A 25,961-nucleotide genomic window follows, 5' to 3' on the forward strand; every position below is an offset into this window, starting at 1 on the left:
TGTCCTCATCTAAATAATGAGGACATTATATCACTGATATATAGAGAATTATTGCTCTTTTTGCTTCTTAGATGAAGTTTCAACCGAAGCACTAGTATCAGTATTAATAATCTGTTTAGAACCTCTAGACTGAGTAGATTGGTTCTTTAAACAGTCAGTAGATGACTCACCAACTGATCCAGCAAAAGATAGTGTAGAAAGTGATAGTAGCGATAGTGTAATAAGTGTTTTCATAAGTTACTCCTTTTATGTGTAACTTCTTATAAGCATAATTGGTGCCAATGTATTAGCGAAAATTCAAGAACTTAAGTCATTAGTGAGTGAATAATATCTATACAGTGAAAAAAAAATAAGCAAAAAAAAAGGCCTGTACAAAGACAGGCCTCTCATTAACTATAGTGTATTATTTAACCTTGATAATCTTTCTTCTTCTTAGTTTCTTCACCAGAACCCTCAGGAGCCGGTTGTCCTGTTCCTTCAAAAATCTTTGTGCAATCTACTTCAGAATCAGACTGCTCACCTGTTCCATCAGCAGCAAATGTTAAGGCCGGACTTAGAAAACCTAAAAGTAAAACCATTGTAATAAACTTTTTCATAATATTTCTCCTACCATTTATCTATTTCTATTATATCAAAATCACTAACTAATTGCCTCTTTCTGACTAACTCATTGAAAGCACATAAGTTTATGTGCCTTCAATTATAGGCAAATTCTAAAGGTTCAAGTTAACTCCCGCTGGCTTAACAATGGCCAACAGTGATTGAAATGCCTGAGTTACTTGCAGTGCCATTTTATGACCTGCTTTAGACTCTACTTTCTTAATCTCGCCATAGTTGTCATATTGAACATTAATCTTTCCAATTTTATCCATTGAGATTTCTACTGGCTTACCTTGAGCATTGTAGATAAACGATAGTGATCTCTTCTTACCTGTTTCCTTATTTAAGTCGTGCATTTTCTTGATACGACCTTTTCTATCATAAAGAAGTAGTACAGACTTTCCACTTGAGTTTTCAGCTTTAGATAGGTTTCCAGACTTTTCGTCATACTGAAAGTTAGTCCACCCTTTCTTATTAACTACACGAGTAATTTTATTAAACTTCTTATGATAAGCTAACTCAATATAGTCACCCTTAGTTGAAGTTTTCTTAGTCAATAACCCTTTGTCATTATAATCAAAAGACGTTACATGACTTCCACGTGTAATTTTCAGAGGAAGAGAACAACACTCAGAGTAAATAGTCTCAGTTTTTAAACCATTTATTTCAGTTAAAATTCTGTAAGTATACTGCGAACCATCTGGTCTGGCCTTAACCTCGTACTCATATCTATTAGAAACCTCTTTCCCTGTAGGAGACTTCTTAGAAACAATTGTCCAATAATGAAGATCAGAGTTCTTAGGGTTTGAATCGTACTTGTACTTAGTAAGATCACCACTTCTACTCTTTACTGATGCTACGAACTGAGTTTTAGGAGTATAGTTAATCTCCATTTTAGAACCGTCTTTATATGAAATTGACTTCATATTGTGATTAGCATCGTAATCGTACTTAAAAACATTTCCAGCAACATCTACTGACTCTACAAGGTCGTCACCTTCAAACTTGTAGCTTGTTTTCTTCTTCGCTGTTGATGAGATACTTTTAACTCTTCCGTTTTGAAACCACTGAAAGAATAATTGTTTTGCATCAGAATCTTTAATCTTTAATAGATTTCCATTCTTATATTCAAAACTAATAGTGTATCCATGCTTGTCTTTAATCTTACTTAAACGTCCTTCAGCATTGAAATACTGAATCTTTCCGTCATTATAAACTCTTTTAAACCCATCTCTAATTTTGTGAATCTCTTGCAATCCTCTAGTATTAGAGTAAAGAACTGTCCCGTTGGCCAGTTGAGCTTTAACATTAAATTTTCTTGCATAAGCTTGTCTAAGTTCTGCATCATTAACAAGTTTAACTTTAAGAGTTTTTGCAACTTGTTCAGTTACACTTGTTCTCTTTCTCATTGCTTCAATAATTTTATTGGCAGCAGAAACAGGATCAACCGCTTCTTTAGGAGTAAATCTCGTTTGAGCACCACTTCCATTTTCATGAACTACTACAGAACCATCTGCAGAGATATTTAAAAATGTTTCGTAGTCAGAACCCCAACCAAAACCAAACCAACCTTTTTCGGTAGACTTCGAATTATATGTTCTTGAGATCTCAAGATCATGACCTCCACCAGGTACAATTATATCTGTATAAGAAATATAGAAATTTCCATTTTTAAGATTAACCCCAGCAAATGTTGTAGCTGGAATTAAAAGTAATAATAGGAGTAGTTTACCAAGCTTCATGTATTAATCCTTTTTTTGAACACAATAATTCTCTCGTAAATTTATCGGAGATCCTTTTTTAAAACTTTAAACTAAATTTTAATATTTACCTAAACCTTTATTTTCACTATCTTCATAATGACAAAACCACCTGCAAAGTCGAACATCATAGCAACAACAGTCATAATGATTCCAAGGGGATGGGTAAACATGGGTTTTACAGACTCAGGATCTGAGAGAAAATAGATAAAGCCAATTCCATAAGGCATCATAAAAATTGTCATCCCCTGAAACATTCCAGAGGCCGTATAGGTATCGATCTTTTGCTTTAATCGAACGCGCTCTCTAATAACATCAACAATTGTGTCAAAGACTTCAGCCAGATTACCACCAGTCTCTCTAAGAATATTAATTGATGATACAAACATATCATTATCTTCGGTTGGTACACGTTTAGCTAAATTATCAAAACACTCCTCAAGAGGTACCCCAATTCTGTTTTGTTGAAGTATCATATTAAATTCTTGAGAAACAGGTGCAGGCATTTCATCGACGACCATCCCTATCGCCTGAGGTACAGATAGGCCTGCTCTAATCCCGTTTGAAAGCAATGTTAGAGCATCTACCATCTGTCCAGAGTACTCATCAATACGCTTTTCAACGAGATGATTTATAAATGGCTTAGGTATTTTAAATCCAAGAAAACCAAAGAACATTCCAAAAATAAAACCAACTAGCCACTGCCCTAGGAGACCACAAAGTAAAAAGATAAAACAACCAAGGCCGACAGAACATCCCAATAGAAGATAAGTTATTTTTTGTTCAGGAATTTCAATAAAGAGAAGCTCAAGCTTCTCCATGATATACGTTCGTGTTCCAAAGGTTTGATTCTCAATCCAGTTAAAAATACCTTGAGAATATTTATAACAAAATAAAAAGAGAATACAGCCAATGAGACCAATGATTCCGCTCTTGCCAAGAAGCGCTATAAAAAAACTCATCCTGGTGGCCTCTTCTTAACAGGTCTATTTCCTGGTGGCCGCTGTTTAGGTCGATTAGGGTCTGATGAAGATGGCTTCTTCCCAGAAGAACTACCTCCAGAAGGACTAGGTGGTGCTGAACCGCCAGAACTACTTCCCCCTCCGCCAGATGGACTAGAGTTACTGAAAAGGCCTCTAGGAACGTTATATCCTTTTCTCTCAAGAATCTCTATGAATTTAGGTATAAAACCAGACGCTTGAAATTCACCAATAATTTTTCCATTCTTATCAATATCTCTTTGCTGAAAGAGAAAAATATCTTGCAATGTAATAACATCACCTTGAATTCCACCAATTTCAGATATATGGGTCATCTTTCTAGACCCATCATCGAGTCTTTTTTGTTGAATAATCATATGCACAGAATTAGCGATCATCTCTCGAATAGCTTTGGGACTAATTCCTGCTCCTGCATATTGAACAAGAGTTTCTAGTCTACCGATACATTCACGAGGATTATTCGAGTGAACAGTTGTCATAGATCCGTCATGCCCGGTTCCCATTGCTTGTAACATATCCAGAGTTTCACCTCCTCTACATTCCCCAACAACAATTCTTTCAGGTCTCATTCTTAGTGTTTGTTTCACAAGACATCGAATATCAATTTCACCATCCCCTTCAAGAGATGGAGGCCTTGTTTCAAGGCGTACCACGTGATCTTGAGGAAAGTTTAGTTCCGCTGAATCTTCACAAGTGATAATTCTTTCATTCGAAGGGATAAAGCCACCTAAGATATTAATTAAAGTGGTCTTACCAGAACCAGTACCACCACTTACAACAATATTTCTATGTCCTTCGACAGCAATCCTCAGAAAGTCAGCCATATTTTGAGTGAGAGAGCCCCACTTAATATAGTCTTTATAAGTTACAACCTCTTCAGGAAACTTTCTAATCGTTATACAACAACCATCAAGTGCAGACGGAGGAATAATCGCGTGAACTCTTGATCCGTCATGAAGACGAGCATCTACGTAAGGAGTTTTTTCATCAATTCTTCTACCGATAGGCGCTACTATTCTTTCAATTACATTTAGAACTTGTCTGTCATTAGTAAAGGTAATATCAGATTTTTTAACCTTACCATTCATTTCGTAGAAAATTTTGTCTGGTCCAACTACCATGATTTCTGTACAATCTTTATTTGCAAGTAAATCTTCTAATGGTCCAAGCCCAAGCGCTTCATCAAGAATTTCTTTAACAATTCTATTCATATCATCGCGGGTAGGTATTATCGTCTTTGTGTCTTCTTTCCCCAAAAGCTCTACGACCATTTTCTTCGTTTGTTCTCGCATGATAATTGCTGCTTTTGGATCACCATCATCACTATTTTTTAAATCCATTTCATCAATAAGAGCTTTATGAATTCTAGATTTAAGCTCTGTCCATGCACTCTTGGTCTTTTTTTCATCAGCTGGAGAGCTATCACTTTTAGCACTTTTATCAATTGTGACATTTAGTTTTGCTAGAGACTTAAGTATATTCTTTTGTATTATCTTTCTGGAAAACTCAACTACACCTTTAGCAAAATTACTATTTTTGGCAACGACCATAACTGGTTTCTTCTGGTTTAGGGCCAGAACACAAGTTTGATCATCTTTAGGAATTGCTGCAAAGATCGGTTTTCCAAAAGACTTACCAACTACTTCAGGAGTAACAGGGTGTCCCTTTTGGCTTTGATTTAAAACAACTTGCAACATATCTTTTGGAAACATCATTGTTACAAGATCACTATATAATCGCTTCGTTTGATTTAAAGCAAGAATATCCGGCGTAACGACTAAGAAAATTACTGTTGAAAACTCTAGGGCCTTTAGGGCCATATCATTAAGCTCGCAGCCAGCATCAATAATTGTTACAGGAAATATATTTGTGATTGCTTTAAGTGTCTTTCCAAGACCTTCTGCATTGATTCCCTCTGATGCAGTTGGATCTGTAGGCATTCCTATATAGTGAACTCCCGAAGGATGTGGCGCCATGAACTGCATTAATGTTTTAGGGTCAATTGCACCAGAAAATTCAGACAAGTCTTTAACTGTTTTACGAGACTTCATACCTGTAATGAAGTTCTGGTCTCCACTGGCCTTCTTGTCAAAATCGAGAAGGAGGACTTTACTTCGAGATTCACCCGCATATGCAAAGGCAAGGTTTGCAGCAACTTGCGACTTACCTTGTCCACCTTTTCCACCAATAATAGTAATAATATATCCGGCCACTATCTTCTTCTACTTCTAAACTTTCGTTTAATTTCCTCTGTTCCAGTTGATGATGACTCGATAATTTCAGGAGTCACAAAAACAACGAACTGAGACTTGTTTGTTAAGTATGCTTTTGATTTCAAAAAAGAAAACAACTGTTGTCCATCAGAAACTTCATCTACTCCTCCAGGAGGATTTCGATCAAAGTCTGTTGATGATTTATTAATAACAACCCCACCGACGACAGCACTTTCTTTACTTTTTACAACCAGTGCCGTTTGAATTGTATTTGATATCGTCTCAGGAGGGTCCCCAATTGTAGCACTAACATTGATTGCCATATTTAGATCTATCTTTTCCTGAGGAAGAATTGTAGGAGTAATAGATAAGTCAAATCCAGCGGTTGCTTTTTCAGAACGCGTAAACTCACCAGTACCAATAGCAAACGGCTTCTCACTCTTCTTTACAATTTTACTCGTAACCTTATCTTTTGTTATAACAACACCAGACTGAATAACCCTCGCATACCCTGCTCCTTTTGCAGAAGCTAATCTTGGGAAGAGGTTAGAAATTGTTCCAGATAGAGTTCCACTTGAACTGGAGGTCACTCCTCCATCAGCCCCTTTACCAAATGAGATACTTCCTCCGCCACCACCTAATGTCGGTTCCCACTTAAAACCAAAAATTTTATTATAATCTTTTGTAAGCTCAACAAACTGAGCTGAAATTTTAACCATCTTTGGTACAGGCTGAGGCTTTTTCTTTGCATTTACACTTATGAAATTTTGTATAATATTTTTCTTTGCTGTTTGAACGGCCTCAGTTCTTCTTGCTAGGTTTTGGATCATATCAGGAACATAAATAGCAGCTAGCTGCTCAGCTCTTGTTCTATCTGCATCTGAGCTTACGACTCCTTCAATCATAAATAGTCCATTTGCAACTCGAACTGTTACATCTGGCATATTACTTTTTTGAATTTCTTTTTGCATATTGGCTGCAATAACTCTTTGAGTTTGCGGAGAGAGTTCAACTAACTGAACAACATCTGGATAATCGGCAAGAACAACTACGACTCGCCCTATGTCAGATGGCACAACAATTTCACCACCAACATAGACCTTGCTTCCTTTTATTCCAATCTCCAAACCTTCTACATCACCCAAGTAATCTTTAAGGTTCTGAACAACCTTAGACTGATCGGTAGCAGTTATATTCACAAGGTACTTAACCTTTCTTTCTCCAACTGTATTTCTAATAATCACAGAAGTATTACCAGGTTTTAAACCTTTGAAAGTAATTTCTCTTTTTTGCGGAATTATTGTATGGGCCAAGATTGAATCATTACCAACCTGAACTTTTGTTGAAGGTGCAAAATCAAGCTTTTCGATCTTGTCTATACCAAGAACTATCTCAACCTTTTTCTCAGGCACTTTTGCGTCTTGCTGCGAATATGCCAACATTGAAAAAAGATTTAAAAATAGAACTAAAGTAAACTTCATTAATTACCTTGTTTTTTAAATTTCTCAGAAAAGAAAAGCTTCGCTTCGGATGCATCCTCTCCTAATATATCGTAAAGCTTCGTAGACTTAATTCTGACAGGCTTTTTATCAGAGTTATTTCTAAGTGCAAGATATGGTCTTTGACTATTGTAGTTCACTAAGAATACAAGCTTCTGAACTTCATAAGGATCAAGTTCTAGTGTTACAGATTGATAGTCACTATATGTATTTAATTTCATTTTCTTAATAACTCTTGGTGTTTTAACACCAATGATTGGTAAGTTTCCTGAAATACTTCTACCTGTAGAAAGGATTAATACATCTTGAAGCACCGTCTTCATCTTTTGTAAGTCTTTACGTCCACCGGCATAATCAATACCTGCTAAAATATCAACCCTATCTCCCGGCTTAATAAGACGACCAACAGAAGCACCTTCGGTAACTTCTAACGATATAGCTCTCTTTCCAACACTTACCTGTCTCGAGAGACCACTTCTTTCATCAGGCCAACTAACTCGCGGCTTAGTCAACTGCTCCCCTTTTAATATAGGAACTGTTGCAACTGTATTTTGAATTTCAGAAATCATTTTAAATGCTTTTTCGTGAACAAAATTTGAAGGCATAGATGTTACAGTCACTTTTGAATCATCAATAAGTTCAAGTTCCTGAATATCGACTTTGGCAATAACAACAGATTTCTCTTTACCATATTTTTTTATAATTTTAGTTTTTTCATCTTCGATATATGTATAAACCATAAACATCGCAAAGGATGCGATAATTAATGCTAATGTCAGTGCCCTAGTGTTCATGCTCTTACCTTATTTAATGACTACGATTAATTTTACTAGTAATTTCGAATGCTTGAAAACGGGGGAAAGAAGTGTCACTAAGGACTTTTATAATTTATTGCTGAACGCACTGATCGCTGTCTAAAAGAGGTGCATAGTTTCCAATCCTGAGGAAATTTGTTTCTTCAAAGTATCCATTCGTAGAACGCATATATGTATTTCCACACACACCATAGAAGGTGAATACCTTTATAAAGTTTGAGTCATTTTCTCCACTTCTACTTTCATCACACTCTTCGTCGCTTCCATTTCCAAAAAAACCTAAAAACTTATAACAAGCTCCATAGGACTTGGTATCTCCTTCAGACTTAACCCTCCAGCCGAGTGAGACTGGACCTAAAACGTTTCTTCCAGCGCTTGCTAATGTTTCCATAGTATGGCGATTAGGCGCCTTAGAATCGTGCAGTAATACTCTGTAAAAGTAACCTCGTGTAGCTTTTTGCTGATTAATTGATCCATTAATAGCGCTAGAGATATTTATAAATGCGGTATAGATAAAAATAAGAAACGGTAGAAATATTACAAACTCAAAGATAGCTTGACCTTTTTCATCACCTAATAGGAATATATTTTTTTTCTTTTTAACAGCCATTATCGTAAAATGTTATATTAGTCTGACACTGGGCCCCCAGGTCTTCCATTGATTTGCAAACTCTTAATGAACACTCTGATCTTGTAGGCTCTCTACCAAGAAAAGATTCTGAAAAATATTTCACAGGCTCCTTACCTCCGATCATCGCAGTAAATGAAAACGGAATAGTATACTCAACAAAGGTTCCAACATAGAGTTGGTTTCCAACACTCTCAGGATCATTGGCAGAAAGTGTTCCATTGAAGTCTTTGATCATTACAGTAGGTTTATAACTATCAAATACTCTACGAGCTTCAACTAAAGCAGGGTTATCACTACTTCCTGGCGTATTAGTATTATTCTCATACGTTAGATAAGTTCTCGAAGCCATATAGTTAGCATAGTGAATATAGAAACCACTTGTCGCATCAATAGCAATCTTATAAAAGAGAAAAATAAATCCGAAAGAAAAAACGAAAGTCATTAGAAATTCTATAGTAGACTGACCTTCATCTCTTTTAATTATTGTGGATATCCGTCGGCTCCTGTGAAAAAACGAGTAGTACTTAATTCACTATTATAATACGTTTCATGAATTCTTGTATAATTATTATTCGTTTTATCATTTCCGATCACATTATCGTATCCATGCCTATAGGTGAACTCGATTCTAGCTCTTATTGCTGCAAAGAATGAAGAGTCTGGGCCCATGAAGTCTTTAAAACGCTTTGAATTAACGATAGAGAAAGTAAGTACACTTATTACTGATAATAACAAGATATACTCAACAGCACTTTGACCACTATTATTTAAAAATAAATTTTTTCTTTTATTGTCCATCCAAACCACAGCCATGAAACGAGTATTACAGGAGCATAAGAAAACCTCTGCCCAAAGACACCTTTAATAAGAATGAGATTCTTAGTTTTAAGTGCCACTATTATTGTATCTAAATTTTTAAAAATATTTGTAAAGAGTAGAGATAGACCAACCACAACAGTCGAGTATGCTAAGAAGATAAATGCCTGTTCATGCATCTCAAGAGGAATGAGCAAATAAAAAGACAAAAGAAACTTCGAATCACCTGCTCCCATTATCTTCATCATAAATAAAATAATTCCGACAAAGAAAAAGGCCAAAGGAAAAATAAAAGTTTCAAAATTAATTTTATACTGAGTAGGAAAGAAAAAAACGACAGCAAAGTATAGAGCAATATTTATAATCGGCCATACATTAGAAATTTTTTTATTCTTGAAATCATTATAAGCAACAAAGAACAATTGGATCATTAAGAAGAAGTAGACCGAAACTGGCATATTAGTAGGTCCTGTTCTCATAAGCAGAATACCAACACTCTCTTTCACAAACACCAATCGTCAATTGTTGTGTCAGCTGATAACCGATCGTTCTAATTGAAGTCGTCATCATTCCACCCATGCCTTTAACCATATTAATTGCTATGAGGGCCATAAATGAAAATAAAATAAGGTATTCGATCAGGGCCTGACCGGAGTTCTTGTGTAACATACATTTAAGTGTACAGAAGAATAGATATTACAACGCTCTTAGGAATTATATTCCTAGTTTTGAGTTTAAAAAGAATAGCTTAGATATATTGAAGCACGCCTCAATAATATCTAAGACTTAATCCATTTCGTTTACGAAACCTTCGGCTTTACCAAACACTTGCTCAGTGATTCCGTTCAGTCTTGTTGTAGCGACATCTTTAAACTTGAAAACAATCAAAGCAACAACAGCTACCAATAAGATATATTCAGTTGATGTTTGTCCGCTTTCATCCTTTAAGTAGGCTAACAAAGTTTTTTTCATAACTTTCTCCTTTGGATAAACTTATCGGTCGGTCATTCCAAAACTTAAGATTTTTCTCAAAGTATTAGAATTAATAAATAACCGACCGGATAACTCCGGTATCTACCTATATTATACAGTGATTTTCCGTAACGCGGCTCAAAAAACAACATTTCCTACTTGAAAAACTCTAACCTATAGTAATTACAGGAGCATCACTTTTCTTGTATATGTATAGGTCAAAGAGCAGTATAATGGATGTGGGTCTTGTAGTTGGCAAAATAGTTTTTTCGCCCTACATTCTCTTTAACGGAGGCGGTCCCTGATTATGGTGAGCAAGCTTACACTTTTACTAAATGGTTAAAGTTAGTGAGAAGCCTAAAGTAATTAAATACTGCACCCACCTGTCATATGACGGGCGGAAAACTCCAAATTGTCTGACTCAAGACCCATCTTTTTAACTTAAACTTTATTCTTAAAGTTGACAGTAGACCTCTAATTGCTGATTATTATTATATGAATCAAGTAAATCAACAAAATGAAACACCTACAAAATGGATTGAAAATCTGGCCCTTGAAGAAATAAATATGGAGGAGTCAGGTGTCGTCAATATGAATGACCACCTAAATCCTGTTCATATGCTTGAAGAGTCTTCAATTGAATTCATGGAAGACCTTAGAGAAAAATTTGAAATTTATGTTTCTAAATTCAACGAATACAGAAGCTCTAATCAGTCTGGTTCATCAATTAAGATCTTTAAGATTTCAAATACAATAAACGACTTCATGCTTTTTAGAAATAGCCTAAGATTAATTATTGCAAGAAAAGCTGCTGATTTAATTACTATTGGTTTTCTCGCAAATGGAAAAGAAGTCTTTACAGCGAGATTAAGATCTACTGATAGTGCTGGTTCACAAGGTGTTCATGAAGTAAGGGCCCACCTTGGTCCATTCAACAATATAACTTGGCGATTTGGTGGTGAAACAGTTGAAACCGATGCTTTAGTTAGACACTACTTATCGGAATTCATTAGAAACTCTGCAAGATAAACTTTCTAGAGCAATTTCTTATTGCTCTAGATAAAAGTAACACCATCTCCGCTACCTGCGCTTCTTCCACCTGAAGCTTTTGAAACTCCATGTAACTTTTTAAAAGTAAACTCTAAAGACTCTTTAACACTAGGGAGTTTAATATTTAAAAAACCTTCAATATTAGAAATATCTAATTTGAAATTAATTTTCTCACCTGTAGGTATAGTCGCAGCGGTAGCAAGAATAGGATATCCCCATCTTCCTTTTTGAATTAAAGATTCACTTTCTGAAAAAGTTTCACAGTAATATTTAGAAAACTCATAGAACGTAGCCGTATCATTGGAGCTAATTTGGAAGAGCCTATTCTTCACATTTTTTTCAAATGTTATTTTAAGAACCATCGCTAAGTAGTAAATATCTAAATAGCCTGTTTTTACTTTATCATCGCAGTTAACATTCTTACGATTCATAAAGCTATTTTGCAACTTCTCAAATTGAGTAGTACGACTTTCTAAGAAGCCACGTCCATATAGCTTACATGTTCTAAACACTAAATAATTTAGGGAAGATTTTTGAATATAAAACTCTGCAGAAGCCTGAGTTTTACCATAAGTCGTATTTGGGTCTGGAATATCCATTTCAATATAATTTTTATCTTCTCCACCAAAAACAAAGCCAGAAGAAATATAACAGACTTGAGATTTATATCTTTGGCAATATTCTACAACATTGAATAAACCACTCGCATTTAAAGCATCGGCTAAGTCTTCATTACGAGAACAGTCCATAAGAGAGGAAAGCCCTATTGCATATATCGTAATATCAGGCTTCAAGGCGTAGAGGCATAGCTGAACTTCTTCTTTATTTAAAACATCACAAGGTAGAGATAAAACACCAGGAATAAAAACAGGGTTCTTATTATAGGTTCCTACGACTCGATAATCTTTTTTGAAAAACTCTGCTAGGTTCGATCCTACAAATGAAGATATACCAAAAATTAAAATAGTTTTTTCTCTCTTAGGTACGAGAGTTGTTACATTATTCATGAATTAATAATAACAAAAATATAAAGAAGTTGTAAGAATACGCAAAAATGCCCTTGCTTCATACGAAGCCAAGGGCAATAAAGAACAATTTTAACCAAGCAATTTAGTGGCTATGCTCGGGAACTGGTTCGCTTGTGATAAAACCGAAGTACCCGATTGAATTAGGATGTTATGCTTGGCCAATTCGGCTGTCTCTGAAGCAATATCTACATCTCTAATTCGCGACTTAGCCGCACTTAAATTCTCTTCACTGATCCCCAAGTTGTTGACCGTAGAAGAAAGTCTGTTTTGTAAGGCACCCATATTGGCCCTAACACCGTTGATCTGCACAAGTGCATCATCAAGTTTCTTAAGCGAAATCTGTGCACCCTCTTTAGAAGAAACACTTTCAGCTGAAAGCCCCAGAGTTGCAATTGTTGCATCTGAGCCAGTTCCGTCATAGACAAGTCTGTCATTGATCGGATCATTGTGAACCCCAACTTGGAATTCCAATCTACCGCCTGACCCATCGAGAAGTTTAATCCCATTGAACTCATTAGATCTTGAGATTCTATCAATCTCTTCTTTAAGATTCTGAAATTCAATGTCAGAAAACTTTCGCTCTTCTGATCCAAGCGTGTCGTTGGCAGCTTGTACAGAGAGTTCTCTAAGTCTAATAACGATATTTGAAATCTCATTTAGTCCACCTTCAGCCGTTTGTATTAAGGATATAGCATCGTTTGCGTTCCGCTTTGCTTGTCCCATTCCTCTAATTTGGGCCCGCAAGTTTTCACTTATAGCGAGTCCTGCCGCATCATCAGCAGCTCTTGTTATTCTCTCACCTGAAGATAATTTTCTCAGGTTGTCGTTTAGTTTTCTATTTGTCGTACTTAGCGTTCTTTGTGCCGCTAATGAAGACACGTTTGTATTTATTCTCATTCCCATGATTAATCTCCTTCAAACACTGCAACCTCCTGTGGCATACTTCGAACATCTTGTTCAAAAAAATTAAGTTAATATTTGTTTCTCATTCTGCAATTACTAAGTTTTTAAATTGTTCTTTTTATAACTTATGTTTTTACTAGCGATTGAATCTTGCAGGAAATCAATCACTATAGTTACAACTATCCATTTGGTCCAAACATAGACCCTCCTAGTACTTTAAAAGCTAATAAACTTAAATCTAATCCTATCTAAGGTCTTACGACCCTAGACCATTACCCTTGAGAGGCTGATTGGATTAAGTTCAGTGCGTTCTTAGTACTTGAGTTAGCCTGAGCTAGAACCGATGTACCCGCTGTCATAAGTATATTCTGCTTCGTTAACTCAGCAGTCTCGGCAGCAATATCAGTGTCTCTAACACGAGAATTTGCAGCAGATAAGTTTTCTATACTTACAGCAATATTATTAATTGTTGATTGAAGTCTGTTTTGAAGAGCACCAAAGTCCGCTCTAATACCAGAAACAGAAACAATCGCCTGATCAATTGAAGATAATGAGTTCTGTGCAGAAATCTTATCAGCAACTGAAGCAAGGTTAAGACCTAACGCCGCAACGTTAACGTCAGCACTTGATGCATCAAACGTTAATCTATCACTAATAGGGTCATTTCTCGTTCCGATTTGGATATCAAATACAGCTCCTGTTCCATTTAGAAGTGGAACACGGTTGAATTCTGTTGAGTTTGCAATACGATCAACTTCTGAAGTTAATTGCTCAAATTCAACATTTAGAAACTTTCTTTCAGTTGCCCCGATTGTATCAGAAGCTGCTTGAACAGACAGTTCTCTAAGTCTAATTAAAATGTTTGAAACTTCACCTAAGGCACCTTCAGCAATTTGAACTAGTGAAATACCATCTTCAGCATTTCTTTCTGCTTGTCCTAAACCTCTGATTTGAGCTTTTAAGTTTTCTGAAATTGCGAGTCCGGCAGCATCGTCACCAGCTCTGTTGATTCTCTGACCAGATGATAGTTTTTCTAACGACCTGTTCATGTTAAGACGCGTACCACTCAAATTTCTCTGAGCATTTAATGACGCCACATTTGTGTTAATTCGAAGTCCCATTTCATCCTCCTTGATGGGGTTTCAGCAAAATCCTTTTCGCCGATTAATTAGGTCTTACATATAAAACCTATCCTTCAAACAACCTATCGACCGTTAAACTTTCTCCTTTAGAAAAAAGTGATTATATTTTAGACACTCTAATTATATGGAACTTATTGCCTACCTCGTCATAATTTCAAAGACTTAAGGCCTGGTAAAAGAGCTTTTATATTCTAGAGACAACAAAAAAATATATATTTTAGATAAAGAACTGTTAAAATATTTTACAATGTCGCGATATATACAATCTACATTGGCCAAAAACCCAAGCTTCTTTGAAGAGACTATATCTTTATTAGAAAGATCTTTTAATTATCCAAAGCACCATAGCTTTCTTACTGACTTTTATCCTTTAATAAGTCCGTCGAATCATGATGATTGCCATATCATTATAGATGAAGAAAAAGTTATAGCTCATGTAGCAATTAAGAAACGAAAAATTTCTTTTAAAGGACAATCCCTAGATGTTGGATTTATTGGAGGTATTGCTGTAGATAGCAAGTATAGAGGACAAGGAGTCTTTTCTACTTTTTTTAAAGATATCCTTTCCAAGTATAATGAAGAGCTCGCCTTAATGTTTCTATGGTCTGACCAAAGCTCTTTATATGAGAAATTTTTCTTTTATGAATGTGGAGGAATGATTCAGACAGGAAAGAAAGTACTACTAGAAGAATCCCTTCCTCCTCAATGGAAGAAATCTAATCTAAAAGATATTCCCTTGCCACTGTTTAAATCTCTTAGTGTCCTTTATGAAAAAGAACAGGGCTTTAAAGTTACAAGGACAAAGAATGATTGGTCTTTAATTAGAGAAATTAGTTCAACTAAAATATTTTACAAAAATGATGGTAACAATATCTTAGAGTATTTTCTTTTAGGGAAAGGACATGATCTTGAAGGAATTATTCATGAACATTACTTTAGCAATACTGAAAAATCGCTAAATCAATTAGATATATATAAACTGTGGCTCAGTGAAGATTTTAATAAAATATACAGAAAAAAAGAGATTCTCTACGGATACTTTATTAAGATAGCTAATGTTAAGAAATTAGACATTTTCTTAACTAAAATTTCTAATTCAAGAATTAATTTAATTTCTAAAGACGAAAAGAGTATTCAATTTAAATTTGATGAAAAAGAATATTCACTTTCTTTGAAAGAATTTACGAACTCACTATTTGGGCCTAATCAAATAAAAGAATTTTCAGAAATCTTACCATCTCTTTTTATTAATGGTGTAGATTCAATTTAGGCTTTTCTAGATATTGCGAATCCTCTAACAAAGAGAACAAAACTTAAAAACCAAAGAACATAAGTAATCATTGGGATATCTGTAAAATGCTCAATATCTCCTGATCCTACAAGATATACACCTGCGGCGAAGAAGACTGATACAAGAAGTGAGTTACTTAAAAAGAGAATAGCATGAGTAACTTGGTCAAACTGCTTTTCATGGCCCTTATGAACAACCTCAAAAGCATAACCTTTCTTCGCCCAATCCTTTAAAAACCATTTCATATGCCGCGGAAGTACTTTTGAGCTAGAAAGCAAATCTCTTCCTAGCCATATTGCTTCTTCGGCCAAATCTTCTTTTTTAAAACTATTCTTAACTATTTCATAGATATCATTTTCCATTAAAGAAAATAAATCTATATCCATCTTTAAGTTTTTCCCAACACCATCTAATGTTATTAGTGCACGAAATACAATAAACCACTCTCGTGGTAAAAATATCTCATGCTTTCTCAGGGTTGTTATGACTGAGCGTAGAACTATAGTAAAATTTGTCTGTTGAACAGTTAGCCCTACAAAAGGAGATAGACTATCTCTAACATCAGAAATCAAAATATCTACATCTGGAACTTTCTCGTACTCAGCAACATCCAAGAACTCAAAAACAAGGTTTTCATAGTTAAAACTAAGTAAAGAATATATAATTGCTATAAAATTCTCGCGTCCTTTTTTACTTAGATGACCCATCAATCCGAAATCAATCAGACCAATCATTCCATTTTCGAGATAGAAGAAATTTCCTCCATGTAAGTCAGCATGAAAAAAACCATCATTTAGAAATGTTTTTATAAATACATTCAGACCTTCTTGAAGCTTTGGTTGAATAAGGGAGGTATGGTCATCAAGTTTCTCTGCCTCACTAAATGGAGTTCCTATAAGTTGCTCCATTACAAGCATTTTCTCACTACTTAACTCTTTGTAGACTTTAGGAATATAGAAAAGTTCACTTGCACCATGAGAGTCTAAATTCTTTTTCAACTTCTCACTATTAAGTGCCTCAATATTAAAGTTCAATTCATTTTGTAAAGAAATTGAAAAATCATGAACTATTCTCGAAATACCTAGGAACCTAATTTCTTCACTAACTTTTTCTATCTGAGATGAAACATATTTCATAATAGAGAAATCAGTTAACATCTCTTTTTCAATATTTGGACGTCTGACTTTGATAACAACCTTAGTACCATCAAGAAGCTTCCCTTTAAAAACTACTCCAATTGAAGCTGTTCCAATAGGATGAGGGTCTATCTCTAGAAATACATTCTTCCAAGGCTCACCTAGACTTTCATTAATAGTTTTTACAGCTTCATCAAATGGAACAGGCTTGACTTGATCCCTTAAAATTTTCATTTGATCTATAAAAGACTCATCAAAAATATCTTCTCTAGATGATAATAATTGACCAAATTTAACAAAAGCAGGACCTAGTTCTTCAAAACACTTACGAAGACGAAAGCCAATGACATCTCCCCAATCCTTTGTTTTGTCTTCCTCTAATTCTTCTTTAATACTTCTTTTACTCTTTGGAAGAACAAAGTCTGGTATTAGCTGAGTAACGGAACCAGAAATAAACTCGTCAAAACCATGCTTGGCAAAGATGACAACGATCTCCCTCAATCGAGAAACATTTCTAATAGTTTTAGTTATTCCAATACCTGTTTTAATTAAATCCATAAGTTAATGATAATATATTACACACAACACAAATATACGGTAAAACCGGCCACCATCATGTATTTATAAAATGTATATAATAAGCTAGTATCTAGAAGAAATTGGAGTTTAATTGATAAATTTAATCAAACTAATATTGTTAACTATACTACTATCTGGGAATTGTATTGCTCAGGAAACCTGCTCTAGAACCGCTATTATTAATCAGCAAGAGGTTCTAGTTGATGCAAACTCAACACAAAAAGGGGAAGGACTGAGGTTCTACTTAGAAAAAGACAAGATTGCTTCTGAGTATTTAGAAAAGTACCAGAAGGGTACTAGTGTCAAGTGGTACTCAGCGGCGCTTGGTACCGCAGGAACAAGTATGATTATAGGAAGCTTCTTCGTTAATGGTAATAGTAAAAACAAGCAATCACTTATGATTGGCGGGGCGACAGCGATTATTATAAATTTTTTGATGTCTAGAACTATCGAAGCTAGTAATGAAAAGAATTTAAATAGAGCTGTTCAAGAGTATAACAAGAGAAACTTACCTAGAATTGATTTTAACCAGTCAAGCTATAGAAAAGATAAATCACCTAGTGCTAAAACTGTTTACTTTCAAAAACAATGGAGCTTTTAATATGTCAGAATTTGAAAAAGGCTTAATCTGTCATGCGTGTGAAAAAGTCTTAAATCTTGAACAAAATGCTAAAATAATGAGAAGTGATGAGTGCCCACATTGCTATGCGAATATTCACTGCTGTAAGATGTGTGACTTCTATGACAAAACAGCTTACAATGAATGTCGAGAGTCTAATGCTGATCGATTAGTAGATAAGGAAATGGCCAATTTTTGTGATTACTTTATTTTAACAAATTCACAAGATAGCAGCACAAAAGCTGAAGACTTAAAAAATGCAGCAGATGCACTATTTAAAAATTAAGGAAAAGATATGAATAATGAAATGCCAATTACTAAAGAAGGGTTCGAAAAAGTTCAAACAGAACTTGAACACTTAATTAAGGTTGAAAGAGAAGAGCTGAAAGTTGTTATTGCTGAAGCTAGAGAATTAGGTGATTTAAAAGAAAATGCAGAATATCATGCAGCCAAAGAGAAGCAGTCAACTGTCGAAGGCAGAATTATGCAACTTCAAGGTGTAGTAGCAAATGCATTAGTTATCAACCCTTCGGAAGTAAAGTCAGATAAGATCGTATTCGGTGCGACAGTAACTTTACTAGACGTAGATAAAGATGAAACCGTCGTCTATAAAATTGTTGGAGAAACTGAATCAGATATGAAAGTTGGAAAGATTTCTTTCAAGAGTCCATTAGGCAAGGCCATAATTGGAAAGGAAGAGGGAGATACTGTTATTGTAAAGGCTCCAAAGGGCGACATTGAATATGAAGTCGAGTCGTTCGAATATATCTAACTTAAACTGGAGCTCTCAAATTGGAGAGCTCTACCCAAAAGAGCCTAGCAAAAGTGCCCTCGCACTTATAAGCGCAGGTTATTCAGACTTAAGTTCCCTACTCTGGCTCGTTCCATTACGAGTAATCAAAATGCCTGTTCTTAAAAACTTTAGCCATGCAAAAGAAGACAGCATTTTTACAGGCATCGGAAAAGTTATTTCAGTAAGGTCACTTCCAAGCTTTAACGGACGAGGCAAAGGAATGGCACAACTTCTAAATATCACAGTTGTCGTTCAAGATATTTTTTCTAAAAGTTCATTAGAGTTAAAATGGTTTAACTCGTATAGTTCAGTATCTCACAAGATTCAATCATCAAAATATTTAGAGTTTACTGGTCAGGTGCAGTCTTACCAAGGCGCTTTACAAGTCGTTAACCCTGATTTTAAGCCCTATACTCAAAATGAGCTTCCCAGTACTGAAGAAAAGGAAAGTCAGCTCCCACAGTTAAAGGTTCAATACCCCACTACTAATGGTGTAAATAGTTCAAACATTAAAAAAGTCATCGAAAAAATTCCTTTGGCATTGTGGGATAATATAGAAGATACCCTTCCTCAAGAATATATTAACAAGAGAAATCTTCTAGACTTAAAAACATCATTCGCAATTATTCATGCTAAAAGAGAAATCCTAGACTCTTGGAGTGAACTACAATATCAACAAGCAAGAGACAGACTTGTCTATCAAGAATTATTTGAAGAACAATTAAAGTTCACGTTAAGAAAGAAAACAATTAAATCTCTGCCTGGCATAAATATCAAAAGAGACCCCGCTTCGATTGAAAAAATACTGTCTCTTTTCCCTTACTCTTTAACAAATGATCAAGAGTGTACTTATAATGATGTTTTAAATGATCTTGAATCTGGTCATCCAATGATGAGACTTGTTCAAGGAGATGTTGGATGTGGAAAAACAACTATTGCCATCATCGCTGGCTTAATTGTTTGCATGCAAGAACTCCAAAGTGCTCTAATGTGCCCAACAGAGTCTTTGGCCATACAGCATTTTAAAGAAATAAAAGAATACTGTGACCAACTTGATATTTCGTGCTCATTATTAATAGGCTCAACACCTCAAAAAGAAAGAAAAAAGATACTCGAGGAACTTTCTAATGGTAAAATCAAATTTATCATAGGAACACATTCATTATTCCAAGATACAGTGGTATTTAAAAACTTGAGCATCGCTATTATAGATGAACAACACAAATTTGGAGTTGAACAAAGACTAAAATTAGTTGCAAAAGGTTCAGGATGTCATTGCTTAATTATGACGGCAACACCTATTCCACGAAGTCTTTGTTTAACACAGTTTGGAGATCTTGATATATCAACTATTACGACAATGCCTTCAGGCAGGAAGGGGTCTCAAACAAGAATTGTTACACAAGAAAACTTTGGAAAATTTCTAAATTTTATTAGCACCAGAGTATCAATGAATGAACAAATCTACGTTGTGGTTCCAGCAATTACAGAGTCTCCAACTCAAGACACATTGAATCTCGAAGATGTATTAAAAAGGTTTCAACTTTTTTATCCTAAGTATTCTATTGCTGGGATTCATGGACAGATGGCATCAGAAGAAAAACGATCTGTTTTAGAAAAGTTTAATGCCAATGAGATAAATATTCTGATAGCGACGAGTGTTATTGAAGTTGGAATCAATGTAATCAATGCCACTGTTATGGCCATACTAAGTCCAGAAAGGTTTGGACTGAGTTCACTACATCAATTGAGAGGAAGAGTTGGACGTGGTAGCAAGCCAGGGTTTTGCTTCCTAGTTAATGAGAAAAATATTTCTTCAGAAAGTATGCAAAGACTTAGAGTTATAGAGAAATATAGTGATGGATTTCATATTGCAGAAGAAGACTTAAAACTACGTGGAGCAGGTGATATTTTTGGCAAAGAGCAGTCAGGAAGTAGCAATAATAAGAAAATTGCTAATATTATTCTTAATTCTAGAGAGCTAGAGTACGCGAAAGAAGATTCAACTAAAATTCTAAAAGAAAATCCTGAAACTCTTAGCAAACTTTTAAAAAGAATGGAAAAAGATGCTAAGATTTTTTCCACTGTCTAGTGCTACAATATTCTGTTAGCATTAGACTATGATTCGTATTGAAATTACCAAGGCTTCAACACCATTTATTATCGGAACTCATTATAACAATGGGAACATCTTTACTATTGGTAAGAAATCAAGCTCCAGTCTAATCGATCCAGAATGCACGGGTATAATACTAACAGTTTCGAACGATAAGCTGTACGTTGAAAACAAAAAGGCAGGCATTTTCTATAAGGTAAATGGTAAGAAAATATCTGGAAAGAAAAATATTGATGCTGGAAGTAAGATTGAGTTTTCTTCGATAAGCTTCGAAATTCTCGAGTTTAGATATGACCATATTGATCATCTGACAGATATAGACAACTTATATAAAAAAAGAATACAAGAAACTCCAATGTTAGAGGAAATATTCTCTCTTATTGAGCAAGATTTCATTCATCTCGAGAAGTTAAAATATGATGAAAAGTGAATTCCCTTCCTACTACTACTCACAAGATGGGACGCGAATATTTTATATTACGAACTTTGACCATAAGCTCGAAGACAAAAGCAATGTTATCGTTTTCAACTATGGGCTAGTCTGCAACCATTCTCACTTTAAACCACAAATACAATTCTTCGATGATCTTGGATATAAAATTCTCATTCATGACTACAGGGCCCATTACAGCTCTTCAGGTCAAGAAAATCTAGAAGCGTGCACCTTTGAAAATATGGCAAAAGATATTAATGGAATATTAAAATCACTTAATATTATTAATCCTATTATTATTGGTCATAGTATGGGAGTGAATGTCTCGTTAGAATATGCAAAACTCTTTCCCAATGAGATTAGATCTCTAGTTCTAATTTCCGGAACGGTTCTTCCTCCACAAGACATAATGTTTGACTCAAATATTGTTGATATTGCAGCTCCATTGATTGAGAAGTTTTCAAATCATAATCCAAATATATTTAACTATCTTTGGAAAAACTCATTCAAAAATCCTCTTGCTCGTTGGATCGTTCTTGACGGTGGATTTAATACTAAAAAAGTTGAGGATAGTTTTGTTCAGATATATATGAAAAAAATTAGTGAATTATCTAAAGAGCTTTTCTTTCATCTGCTAGAAAAAATGAAACAACATAGCATTATCTCTCATTTGGAAAATATTAATACACCTACTTTAATTATTGGAGGAGACTCTGATAAAATTATTCCAAACTATCTTCAAAAAATACTACATAAGTATTTAAAAAACTCTGATTTATATATAGTTAAAGATGGAAGTCATGTTCCACAGATAGACTTTCCAGAACTACTTAATGAAAGAATTCTCTCTTTTATCAAAAGATATTAAATTTCTAAATTTTTATACTTTATAAGCTCGCCAAATACTCTAAGCATTGCAGATCTTGCTTGCGCCTTTTTATATTCAGCATGAGAGGCTTCACCTTCAGTATTTTCTTTATGAGACTTCTCATCAACAACTTGAACCTCAAAAGGATAGAAGAATCTAATATCTCTTGCAATTAGCGAAACATCTAAATTTAGAATCTTCTTTGCAAGATCATTCTCTCCACTGGCCTTAGCTTCCTTTCTCAATCTATGAAATTCTTGTAAGAATGGATTTTTATATTTAATAAGTTGTCTACAAGTAAACTGAATTGCCTGATAGCTTTTAGCAGAGTGACTATTGCGTTCATTTTCTTCTATGACAGAGCACTCTGAAATCTCTCTTTCAACCGCGTTTACAAAACGATCTTCAGCGAGGTCATTTCTTAGGCTCATTTTTACAACATTTTGATACTTGTCTCTCAATGTATTTAAATTAACTAAAGTGTTTACGGAACGACTAGGCTTAACATTATGTGGAATAACAATATTCTGCTTAACAAGAAAATTAACGACTCTTAATGCATCAAATTTCGTCTCAGTAATAAACCTCACTCCTATTCGATCAAAGAGTTCTTCTGCGACATTTTCAGCTTTATGAAGAAGCTTTATAATTACACTTTCTCTCGTTTTCTTAGACTTAGTTTCAAAGTCAACCAGCTTTATCTTTTCATCATCAGAACAAAGATAGAGATTATCGTCAGCATCTCTTGTAATAAACTTATAAAACTTATCAAAAATTTGAGTTTGAATAGCAGAAAAATAATTAGAACGAAGATCTTTGTCAGTATGTAAAATTGTGTGCATGATTTTTAAAATAATCTCTGCCCAAAGTTCATCTTCCTTAAGAGTCCCTTCTTTCTGACCAGTCGCCATTAGAAAGAGTTCACCAATATCTGTTATCATATATAGTGAGTTAGGTATTTTTAAATCTAGACCTTCTTCATTACCCTCTTTTAGAAAGTATCTTCGAATAAACTGCAGTGCCTCTTGAAAATTTCCAAATAACTCGGCCCTACTCACAGGATCATTAGGATCAAGACCATAACCTCGCAAGAATTTATTCACCTGAGTACTATCGCCAATAGCCCCAACAAAGAACTTTGAATCTAAAGCAGATTTTCCGCTTACAATAACATCCAAAATTTCCCAGTCGAACATATATTGTGATAAATAATTTGGTCTAACCATTGATAACCTATTTCCTTAATAATCCATTTAAACTACCATAAGTGTATGCCAGATAAAAATAAACTTAGTGTCAAAAATCTCGATATTTTCTTTCTTTCAGTAGGAGGAGCAGGCTTCTTTCCCTGGGCCCCCGGAACCTTTGGAACCTTAGTCACAATGCCCTTCTTGTATGCACTAGGTACCACAGGCGCCCCATACTTTCTTTTTCTACCATTCCTAATCATCTCAACGGCTGGAGCTTGTTTAGTAGCGGACATTACACAAAGAAAACTAGAACTTCATGATCCATCGTGGATAGTTATAGACGAATCATTAGGTATTGCAACGACTTGGCTCTTTATCCAGAATCAGTCGATTCTTCATTATACAGTGATTTTTGCTCTATTTCGATTTTTTGATATCATAAAAATTTGGCCTGCCAGCTACTTTGATAAGAAAGTACATCATGGTGCTGGTACTATCTTAGACGACATAATCAGCGGAATCTTCGCAGGGATCGTCTACTTGGGACTTTGCTACCTGCGCGTCATATAAACTTACGCAACTTACGCATTTTATGCTTGACTTACGCATGACTTACGCAAATAATTAGATATAAGAAATTTTGGCCAATATAGGCAATTTCGAGAATATGGACTGTTTTTTAAGAGTAATTACAAGTAATTGAATTATAAAACAGTCCACTAATTTGCTTAAGTTTCGTCGTGCCTTAAGGCACTAACAATGATAGCGTAATTTGACCGCACACAATTAATAAAAGGTAGGAGTAAAACAATGGCTTCAAAATCCACAACTTCGGATGCAAACAAAACAAAAGCACTAGACTTAGCACTTGCTACAATTGAAAAACAATTTGGTAAGGGTGCAATCATGAAACTTGACCCACAAACTAAGCTAGAAAGAGTACCTTCTATTTCTACAGGATGTTTAGGTCTTGACCTAGCTCTTGGTGTAGGTGGAATTCCTCAAGGTCGAATCATTGAAATTTACGGGCCAGAGTCATCTGGTAAAACAACTCTAACACTACATATAGCGGCCGAGTGCCAAAAAGCTGGTGGAACAGTCGCATTTGTTGATGCAGAACATGCGCTAGATACACATTATGCTCAAAACCTTGGTGTTGATATTCCTAACACACTTATATCTCAACCAGACAGTGGTGAACAAGCTCTAGAAATTACAGATATGCTTGTACGCTCTGGTGCTGTTGATCTTTTAATTGTTGACTCTGTTGCTGCTCTTACTCCAAGAGCTGAACTTGAAGGAGATATGGGTGATTCTCATATGGGACTTCAAGCGAGACTAATGTCACAAGCTTTAAGAAAATTAACAGGATCAATTTCACGATCAAACACTACAGTAATTTTTATTAACCAGCTTAGAATGAAAATCGGAGTTATGTTTGGTAACCCGGAAACAACAACTGGTGGTAATGCTTTAAAATTCTACTCTTCAGTTAGACTAGACATCAGAAGAATCGGTGCAATTAAAAATGGTGACGATGTTACAGGTAACAGAACAAGAGTAAAAGTTGTTAAAAACAAAGTTGCTCCTCCATTTAAGCAAATAGAATTTGATATTATGTATGGTAGTGGTATTTCTAAGACTGGAGATGTACTAGACCTCGCTGTTGAACATGGTGTTGTTGAAAAAGCTGGAGCATGGTTCTCATATAATAATGCCAAAATTGGTCAAGGTAGAGAAAACTCAAAGAATTTTCTTACTGAGAACAGTGAGATCTTTGAAGAAATAAAACAAAAAGTTCTTGCTAAGAATGGCCTTATAAAGCTTGATGAGCCTGAGATTAATCCAGAAACAGGTGAAATTCTCGATAATGGAGCACAGGATATCGTTGAAGAAGCTAAGCCTGCAAAGAAAACAAAAAAGACAAAGAAAACAATTCAATAACTCTTTTAAAGTACCTTGGCCCAGATGAATATCTGGCCCAAGGGATCTTATTATGAAAAAAGTCGAAGAATCTTCTCAAAAATCAGCATATTTATACTGCATAAGACTTCTCGCTAAGAGAGACTATTCCATTTATAAAATTACAAAGAAATTAAAAGAGCGTGGCTATGATGGCGAACACATAGAGCAAGCGATTCAAGAAGTAATAGATCTAGGCTATTTAAAAGAAGAAAACTATATCGAAGCGAGAGTTAAGGGCCTTATGCATAAAGGTTTACATCCAAGCTTCATTCAAATTAAGCTTCAAGAAGAGAAAATAAGAGTTGATGTGGATTATATTTTAGATATTTTTTCACAGTATCCCATGTCTACATGTGAACAAGTTGATAAACTAATTAAAAAGAAGCTTCCAAGAGAGATAGATTTCAACCATCAAGACTACGAAACAAAGCAAAAAATTAAGCAACGAGTCTTTAGGTACCTTATGAGCAAAGGGCATTCTTATTCAAAAATACAATCACAATTCGAAATAATTATTTCATCTAACCAATAATTTCACTTA

The 25,961-nt window shown here is 34.9% G+C and carries 29 protein-coding genes and 1 other RNA gene; 12 read left to right on the top strand and 18 right to left on the bottom strand.

Annotated elements, in window-relative coordinates:
- Positions 1-48: 48 nt before the first annotated feature.
- The 13 genes from DPQ89_RS03195 to DPQ89_RS03255 form a co-directional block, all read right to left on the bottom strand.
- Positions 49-234 (bottom strand): hypothetical protein, encoded by a 186-nt coding sequence (locus DPQ89_RS03195; protein WP_127715124.1) that lies wholly within the window; start codon positions 232-234, stop codon positions 49-51.
- A 173-nt stretch (positions 235-407) separates the two neighbouring features.
- Complete coding sequence (locus tag DPQ89_RS03200) at positions 408-596, bottom strand: hypothetical protein (protein WP_127715126.1); 189 nt, start codon at positions 594-596, stop codon at positions 408-410.
- Between the two features lie 117 nt (positions 597-713).
- Positions 714-2,342, bottom strand: a complete 1,629-nt coding sequence (locus tag DPQ89_RS03205) for a DUF6531 domain-containing protein (RefSeq protein ID WP_127715128.1) — start codon at positions 2,340-2,342, stop codon at positions 714-716.
- Positions 2,343-2,431: 89 nt separating this feature from the next.
- On the bottom strand, positions 2,432-3,322 hold the full coding sequence (locus tag DPQ89_RS03210) for a type II secretion system F family protein (protein WP_127715131.1): 891 nt from the start codon (positions 3,320-3,322) through the stop codon (positions 2,432-2,434).
- Positions 3,319-5,574 (bottom strand): ATPase, T2SS/T4P/T4SS family, encoded by a 2,256-nt coding sequence (locus tag DPQ89_RS03215; protein WP_127715133.1) that lies wholly within the window; start codon positions 5,572-5,574, stop codon positions 3,319-3,321. Before DPQ89_RS03215 ends, DPQ89_RS03210 begins: the two co-directional genes overlap by 4 nt.
- The gene (locus tag DPQ89_RS03220) at positions 5,574-7,055 is read right to left on the bottom strand and encodes a hypothetical protein (RefSeq protein WP_127715135.1); all 1,482 of its coding nucleotides are present in this window, start codon (positions 7,053-7,055) and stop codon (positions 5,574-5,576) included. Before DPQ89_RS03220 ends, DPQ89_RS03215 begins: the two co-directional genes overlap by 1 nt.
- A complete protein-coding gene (gene cpaB, locus DPQ89_RS03225; RefSeq protein ID WP_127715137.1) occupies positions 7,055-7,867 on the bottom strand; it encodes a Flp pilus assembly protein CpaB in 813 nt (270 codons plus the stop codon). Before cpaB ends, DPQ89_RS03220 begins: the two co-directional genes overlap by 1 nt.
- 94 nt (positions 7,868-7,961) lie before the next feature.
- Positions 7,962-8,498 carry a TadE/TadG family type IV pilus assembly protein gene (locus tag DPQ89_RS03230; RefSeq protein ID WP_127715139.1) on the bottom strand — a complete coding sequence of 179 codons (537 nt, stop codon included), beginning with the start codon at positions 8,496-8,498 and terminating at the stop codon, positions 7,962-7,964.
- The gene (locus DPQ89_RS03235) at positions 8,488-8,961 is read right to left on the bottom strand and encodes a hypothetical protein (RefSeq protein ID WP_127715141.1); all 474 of its coding nucleotides are present in this window, start codon (positions 8,959-8,961) and stop codon (positions 8,488-8,490) included. Before DPQ89_RS03235 ends, DPQ89_RS03230 begins: the two co-directional genes overlap by 11 nt.
- Before the next feature lie 38 nt (positions 8,962-8,999).
- Complete coding sequence (locus tag DPQ89_RS03240; RefSeq protein WP_127715144.1) at positions 9,000-9,317, bottom strand: Flp family type IVb pilin; 318 nt, start codon at positions 9,315-9,317, stop codon at positions 9,000-9,002.
- A complete protein-coding gene (locus DPQ89_RS03245; RefSeq protein ID WP_127715146.1) occupies positions 9,287-9,814 on the bottom strand; it encodes a prepilin peptidase in 528 nt (175 codons plus the stop codon). Before DPQ89_RS03245 ends, DPQ89_RS03240 begins: the two co-directional genes overlap by 31 nt.
- The gene (locus tag DPQ89_RS03250) at positions 9,795-10,004 is read right to left on the bottom strand and encodes a hypothetical protein (protein ID WP_127715148.1); all 210 of its coding nucleotides are present in this window, start codon (positions 10,002-10,004) and stop codon (positions 9,795-9,797) included. The genes DPQ89_RS03245 and DPQ89_RS03250 overlap by 20 nt, the downstream gene beginning before the upstream one ends.
- A gap of 117 nt (positions 10,005-10,121) precedes the next feature.
- Positions 10,122-10,307 carry a Flp family type IVb pilin gene (locus tag DPQ89_RS03255; RefSeq protein WP_127715150.1) on the bottom strand — a complete coding sequence of 62 codons (186 nt, stop codon included), beginning with the start codon at positions 10,305-10,307 and terminating at the stop codon, positions 10,122-10,124.
- A 235-nt stretch (positions 10,308-10,542) separates the two neighbouring features.
- Here DPQ89_RS03255 and ssrS point away from each other — a divergent pair.
- Positions 10,543-10,744, top strand: a non-coding RNA gene (gene ssrS / locus DPQ89_RS03260) — 6S RNA.
- Positions 10,745-10,802: 58 nt separating this feature from the next.
- Entirely contained in the window at positions 10,803-11,336 is a 534-nt protein-coding gene (locus tag DPQ89_RS03265; RefSeq protein ID WP_127715153.1) for a hypothetical protein, read from the top strand.
- Between the two features lie 26 nt (positions 11,337-11,362).
- Here the strand turns inward: DPQ89_RS03265 and DPQ89_RS03270 are convergent, their stop codons facing one another.
- The 3 genes from DPQ89_RS03270 to DPQ89_RS03280 all read right to left on the bottom strand — a co-directional run bounded on the left by DPQ89_RS03270 (position 11,363) and on the right by DPQ89_RS03280 (position 14,409).
- A complete protein-coding gene (locus DPQ89_RS03270) occupies positions 11,363-12,364 on the bottom strand; it encodes a sugar nucleotide-binding protein (RefSeq protein ID WP_127715155.1) in 1,002 nt (333 codons plus the stop codon).
- Between the two features lie 90 nt (positions 12,365-12,454).
- Complete coding sequence (locus DPQ89_RS03275; RefSeq protein ID WP_127715157.1) at positions 12,455-13,288, bottom strand: flagellin; 834 nt, start codon at positions 13,286-13,288, stop codon at positions 12,455-12,457.
- Between the two features lie 272 nt (positions 13,289-13,560).
- A complete protein-coding gene (locus tag DPQ89_RS03280; protein WP_127715159.1) occupies positions 13,561-14,409 on the bottom strand; it encodes a flagellin in 849 nt (282 codons plus the stop codon).
- A 268-nt stretch (positions 14,410-14,677) separates the two neighbouring features.
- On the opposite strand from DPQ89_RS03280, the gene DPQ89_RS03285 reads away from it, so the two are divergent.
- Complete coding sequence (locus DPQ89_RS03285; RefSeq protein WP_127715161.1) at positions 14,678-15,700, top strand: GNAT family N-acetyltransferase; 1,023 nt, start codon at positions 14,678-14,680, stop codon at positions 15,698-15,700.
- On the opposite strand, the gene DPQ89_RS03290 is transcribed toward DPQ89_RS03285, so the two are convergent.
- Complete coding sequence (locus tag DPQ89_RS03290; protein WP_127715163.1) at positions 15,697-17,415, bottom strand: AarF/ABC1/UbiB kinase family protein; 1,719 nt, start codon at positions 17,413-17,415, stop codon at positions 15,697-15,699. The two genes, DPQ89_RS03285 and DPQ89_RS03290, sit on opposite strands and share 4 nt — an antisense overlap.
- Positions 17,416-17,527: 112 nt before the next feature.
- Here DPQ89_RS03290 and DPQ89_RS03295 point away from each other — a divergent pair, with 112 nt between their 5' ends.
- From DPQ89_RS03295 to DPQ89_RS03320, 6 genes are read left to right on the top strand one after another with little or no spacing between them, the layout of a single operon-like run.
- On the top strand, positions 17,528-18,037 hold the full coding sequence (locus tag DPQ89_RS03295; protein WP_127715165.1) for a hypothetical protein: 510 nt from the start codon (positions 17,528-17,530) through the stop codon (positions 18,035-18,037).
- Between the two features lies 1 nt (position 18,038).
- Positions 18,039-18,341, top strand: a complete 303-nt coding sequence (locus DPQ89_RS03300) for a hypothetical protein (protein ID WP_206611132.1) — start codon at positions 18,039-18,041, stop codon at positions 18,339-18,341.
- Between the two features lie 9 nt (positions 18,342-18,350).
- Positions 18,351-18,827 carry a transcription elongation factor GreA gene (gene greA / locus DPQ89_RS03305; protein ID WP_127715167.1) on the top strand — a complete coding sequence of 159 codons (477 nt, stop codon included), beginning with the start codon at positions 18,351-18,353 and terminating at the stop codon, positions 18,825-18,827.
- Positions 18,799-20,940 (top strand): ATP-dependent DNA helicase RecG, encoded by a 2,142-nt coding sequence (locus DPQ89_RS03310; RefSeq protein ID WP_127715169.1) that lies wholly within the window; start codon positions 18,799-18,801, stop codon positions 20,938-20,940. Before greA ends, DPQ89_RS03310 begins: the two co-directional genes overlap by 29 nt.
- Before the next feature lie 28 nt (positions 20,941-20,968).
- Positions 20,969-21,394, top strand: a complete 426-nt coding sequence (locus DPQ89_RS03315; protein ID WP_127715171.1) for a hypothetical protein — start codon at positions 20,969-20,971, stop codon at positions 21,392-21,394.
- Positions 21,381-22,265 carry an alpha/beta fold hydrolase gene (locus DPQ89_RS03320; protein ID WP_127715173.1) on the top strand — a complete coding sequence of 295 codons (885 nt, stop codon included), beginning with the start codon at positions 21,381-21,383 and terminating at the stop codon, positions 22,263-22,265. The genes DPQ89_RS03315 and DPQ89_RS03320 overlap by 14 nt, the downstream gene beginning before the upstream one ends.
- On the opposite strand, the gene DPQ89_RS03325 is transcribed toward DPQ89_RS03320, so the two are convergent.
- Positions 22,262-23,491: a TIGR04552 family protein gene (locus DPQ89_RS03325; protein WP_127715175.1), complete on the bottom strand. Its 1,230-nt coding sequence runs from the start codon at positions 23,489-23,491 to the stop codon at positions 22,262-22,264. The genes DPQ89_RS03320 and DPQ89_RS03325 overlap by 4 nt on opposite strands.
- Positions 23,492-23,536: 45 nt before the next feature.
- Between DPQ89_RS03325 and DPQ89_RS03330 the strand changes: the two genes are divergently transcribed.
- The 3 genes from DPQ89_RS03330 (at position 23,537) to DPQ89_RS03340 (ending at position 25,952) form a co-directional block, all read left to right on the top strand.
- Positions 23,537-24,025 (top strand): phosphatidylglycerophosphatase A, encoded by a 489-nt coding sequence (locus DPQ89_RS03330; RefSeq protein WP_127715177.1) that lies wholly within the window; start codon positions 23,537-23,539, stop codon positions 24,023-24,025.
- Positions 24,026-24,265: 240 nt separating this feature from the next.
- The gene (recA, locus tag DPQ89_RS03335; RefSeq protein WP_127715179.1) at positions 24,266-25,399 is read left to right on the top strand and encodes a recombinase RecA; all 1,134 of its coding nucleotides are present in this window, start codon (positions 24,266-24,268) and stop codon (positions 25,397-25,399) included.
- 52 nt (positions 25,400-25,451) lie between these two features.
- A complete protein-coding gene (locus DPQ89_RS03340) occupies positions 25,452-25,952 on the top strand; it encodes a regulatory protein RecX (RefSeq protein ID WP_127715181.1) in 501 nt (166 codons plus the stop codon).
- Positions 25,953-25,961: the final 9 nt, after the last annotated feature.

The organism is Halobacteriovorax sp. HLS, assembly GCF_004006665.1.
Taxonomy (GTDB): Bacteria; Bdellovibrionota; Bacteriovoracia; order Bacteriovoracales; family Bacteriovoracaceae; genus Halobacteriovorax.

Excerpts from the sequence above, each read along its gene's own strand:
- DPQ89_RS03195 (WP_127715124.1), bottom strand. The coding sequence starts at position 234 with ATGAAAACACTTATTACACTATCGCTACTATCACTTTCTACACTATCT.
- DPQ89_RS03200 (WP_127715126.1), bottom strand. The coding sequence starts at position 596 with ATGAAAAAGTTTATTACAATGGTTTTACTTTTAGGTTTTCTAAGTCCG.
- DPQ89_RS03205 (WP_127715128.1), bottom strand. The coding sequence starts at position 2,342 with ATGAAGCTTGGTAAACTACTCCTATTATTACTTTTAATTCCAGCTACA.
- DPQ89_RS03210 (WP_127715131.1), bottom strand. The coding sequence starts at position 3,322 with ATGAGTTTTTTTATAGCGCTTCTTGGCAAGAGCGGAATCATTGGTCTC.
- DPQ89_RS03220 (WP_127715135.1), bottom strand. The coding sequence starts at position 7,055 with ATGAAGTTTACTTTAGTTCTATTTTTAAATCTTTTTTCAATGTTGGCA.
- cpaB (WP_127715137.1), bottom strand. The coding sequence starts at position 7,867 with ATGAACACTAGGGCACTGACATTAGCATTAATTATCGCATCCTTTGCG.
- DPQ89_RS03230 (WP_127715139.1), bottom strand. The coding sequence starts at position 8,498 with ATGGCTGTTAAAAAGAAAAAAAATATATTCCTATTAGGTGATGAAAAA.
- DPQ89_RS03235 (WP_127715141.1), bottom strand. The coding sequence starts at position 8,961 with ATGACTTTCGTTTTTTCTTTCGGATTTATTTTTCTCTTTTATAAGATT.
- DPQ89_RS03240 (WP_127715144.1), bottom strand. The coding sequence starts at position 9,317 with ATGGACAATAAAAGAAAAAATTTATTTTTAAATAATAGTGGTCAAAGT.
- DPQ89_RS03245 (WP_127715146.1), bottom strand. The coding sequence starts at position 9,814 with ATGAGAACAGGACCTACTAATATGCCAGTTTCGGTCTACTTCTTCTTA.
- DPQ89_RS03250 (WP_127715148.1), bottom strand. The coding sequence starts at position 10,004 with ATGTTACACAAGAACTCCGGTCAGGCCCTGATCGAATACCTTATTTTA.
- DPQ89_RS03255 (WP_127715150.1), bottom strand. The coding sequence starts at position 10,307 with ATGAAAAAAACTTTGTTAGCCTACTTAAAGGATGAAAGCGGACAAACA.
- DPQ89_RS03265 (WP_127715153.1), top strand. The coding sequence starts at position 10,803 with ATGAATCAAGTAAATCAACAAAATGAAACACCTACAAAATGGATTGAA.
- DPQ89_RS03270 (WP_127715155.1), bottom strand. The coding sequence starts at position 12,364 with ATGAATAATGTAACAACTCTCGTACCTAAGAGAGAAAAAACTATTTTA.
- DPQ89_RS03275 (WP_127715157.1), bottom strand. The coding sequence starts at position 13,288 with ATGGGAATGAGAATAAATACAAACGTGTCTTCATTAGCGGCACAAAGA.
- DPQ89_RS03280 (WP_127715159.1), bottom strand. The coding sequence starts at position 14,409 with ATGGGACTTCGAATTAACACAAATGTGGCGTCATTAAATGCTCAGAGA.
- DPQ89_RS03285 (WP_127715161.1), top strand. The coding sequence starts at position 14,678 with ATGTCGCGATATATACAATCTACATTGGCCAAAAACCCAAGCTTCTTT.
- DPQ89_RS03290 (WP_127715163.1), bottom strand. The coding sequence starts at position 17,415 with ATGGATTTAATTAAAACAGGTATTGGAATAACTAAAACTATTAGAAAT.
- DPQ89_RS03300 (WP_206611132.1), top strand. The coding sequence starts at position 18,039 with ATGTCAGAATTTGAAAAAGGCTTAATCTGTCATGCGTGTGAAAAAGTC.
- greA (WP_127715167.1), top strand. The coding sequence starts at position 18,351 with ATGAATAATGAAATGCCAATTACTAAAGAAGGGTTCGAAAAAGTTCAA.
- DPQ89_RS03310 (WP_127715169.1), top strand. The coding sequence starts at position 18,799 with ATGAAGTCGAGTCGTTCGAATATATCTAACTTAAACTGGAGCTCTCAA.
- DPQ89_RS03315 (WP_127715171.1), top strand. The coding sequence starts at position 20,969 with ATGATTCGTATTGAAATTACCAAGGCTTCAACACCATTTATTATCGGA.
- DPQ89_RS03320 (WP_127715173.1), top strand. The coding sequence starts at position 21,381 with ATGATGAAAAGTGAATTCCCTTCCTACTACTACTCACAAGATGGGACG.
- DPQ89_RS03325 (WP_127715175.1), bottom strand. The coding sequence starts at position 23,491 with ATGGTTAGACCAAATTATTTATCACAATATATGTTCGACTGGGAAATT.
- DPQ89_RS03330 (WP_127715177.1), top strand. The coding sequence starts at position 23,537 with ATGCCAGATAAAAATAAACTTAGTGTCAAAAATCTCGATATTTTCTTT.
- recA (WP_127715179.1), top strand. The coding sequence starts at position 24,266 with ATGGCTTCAAAATCCACAACTTCGGATGCAAACAAAACAAAAGCACTA.
- DPQ89_RS03340 (WP_127715181.1), top strand. The coding sequence starts at position 25,452 with ATGAAAAAAGTCGAAGAATCTTCTCAAAAATCAGCATATTTATACTGC.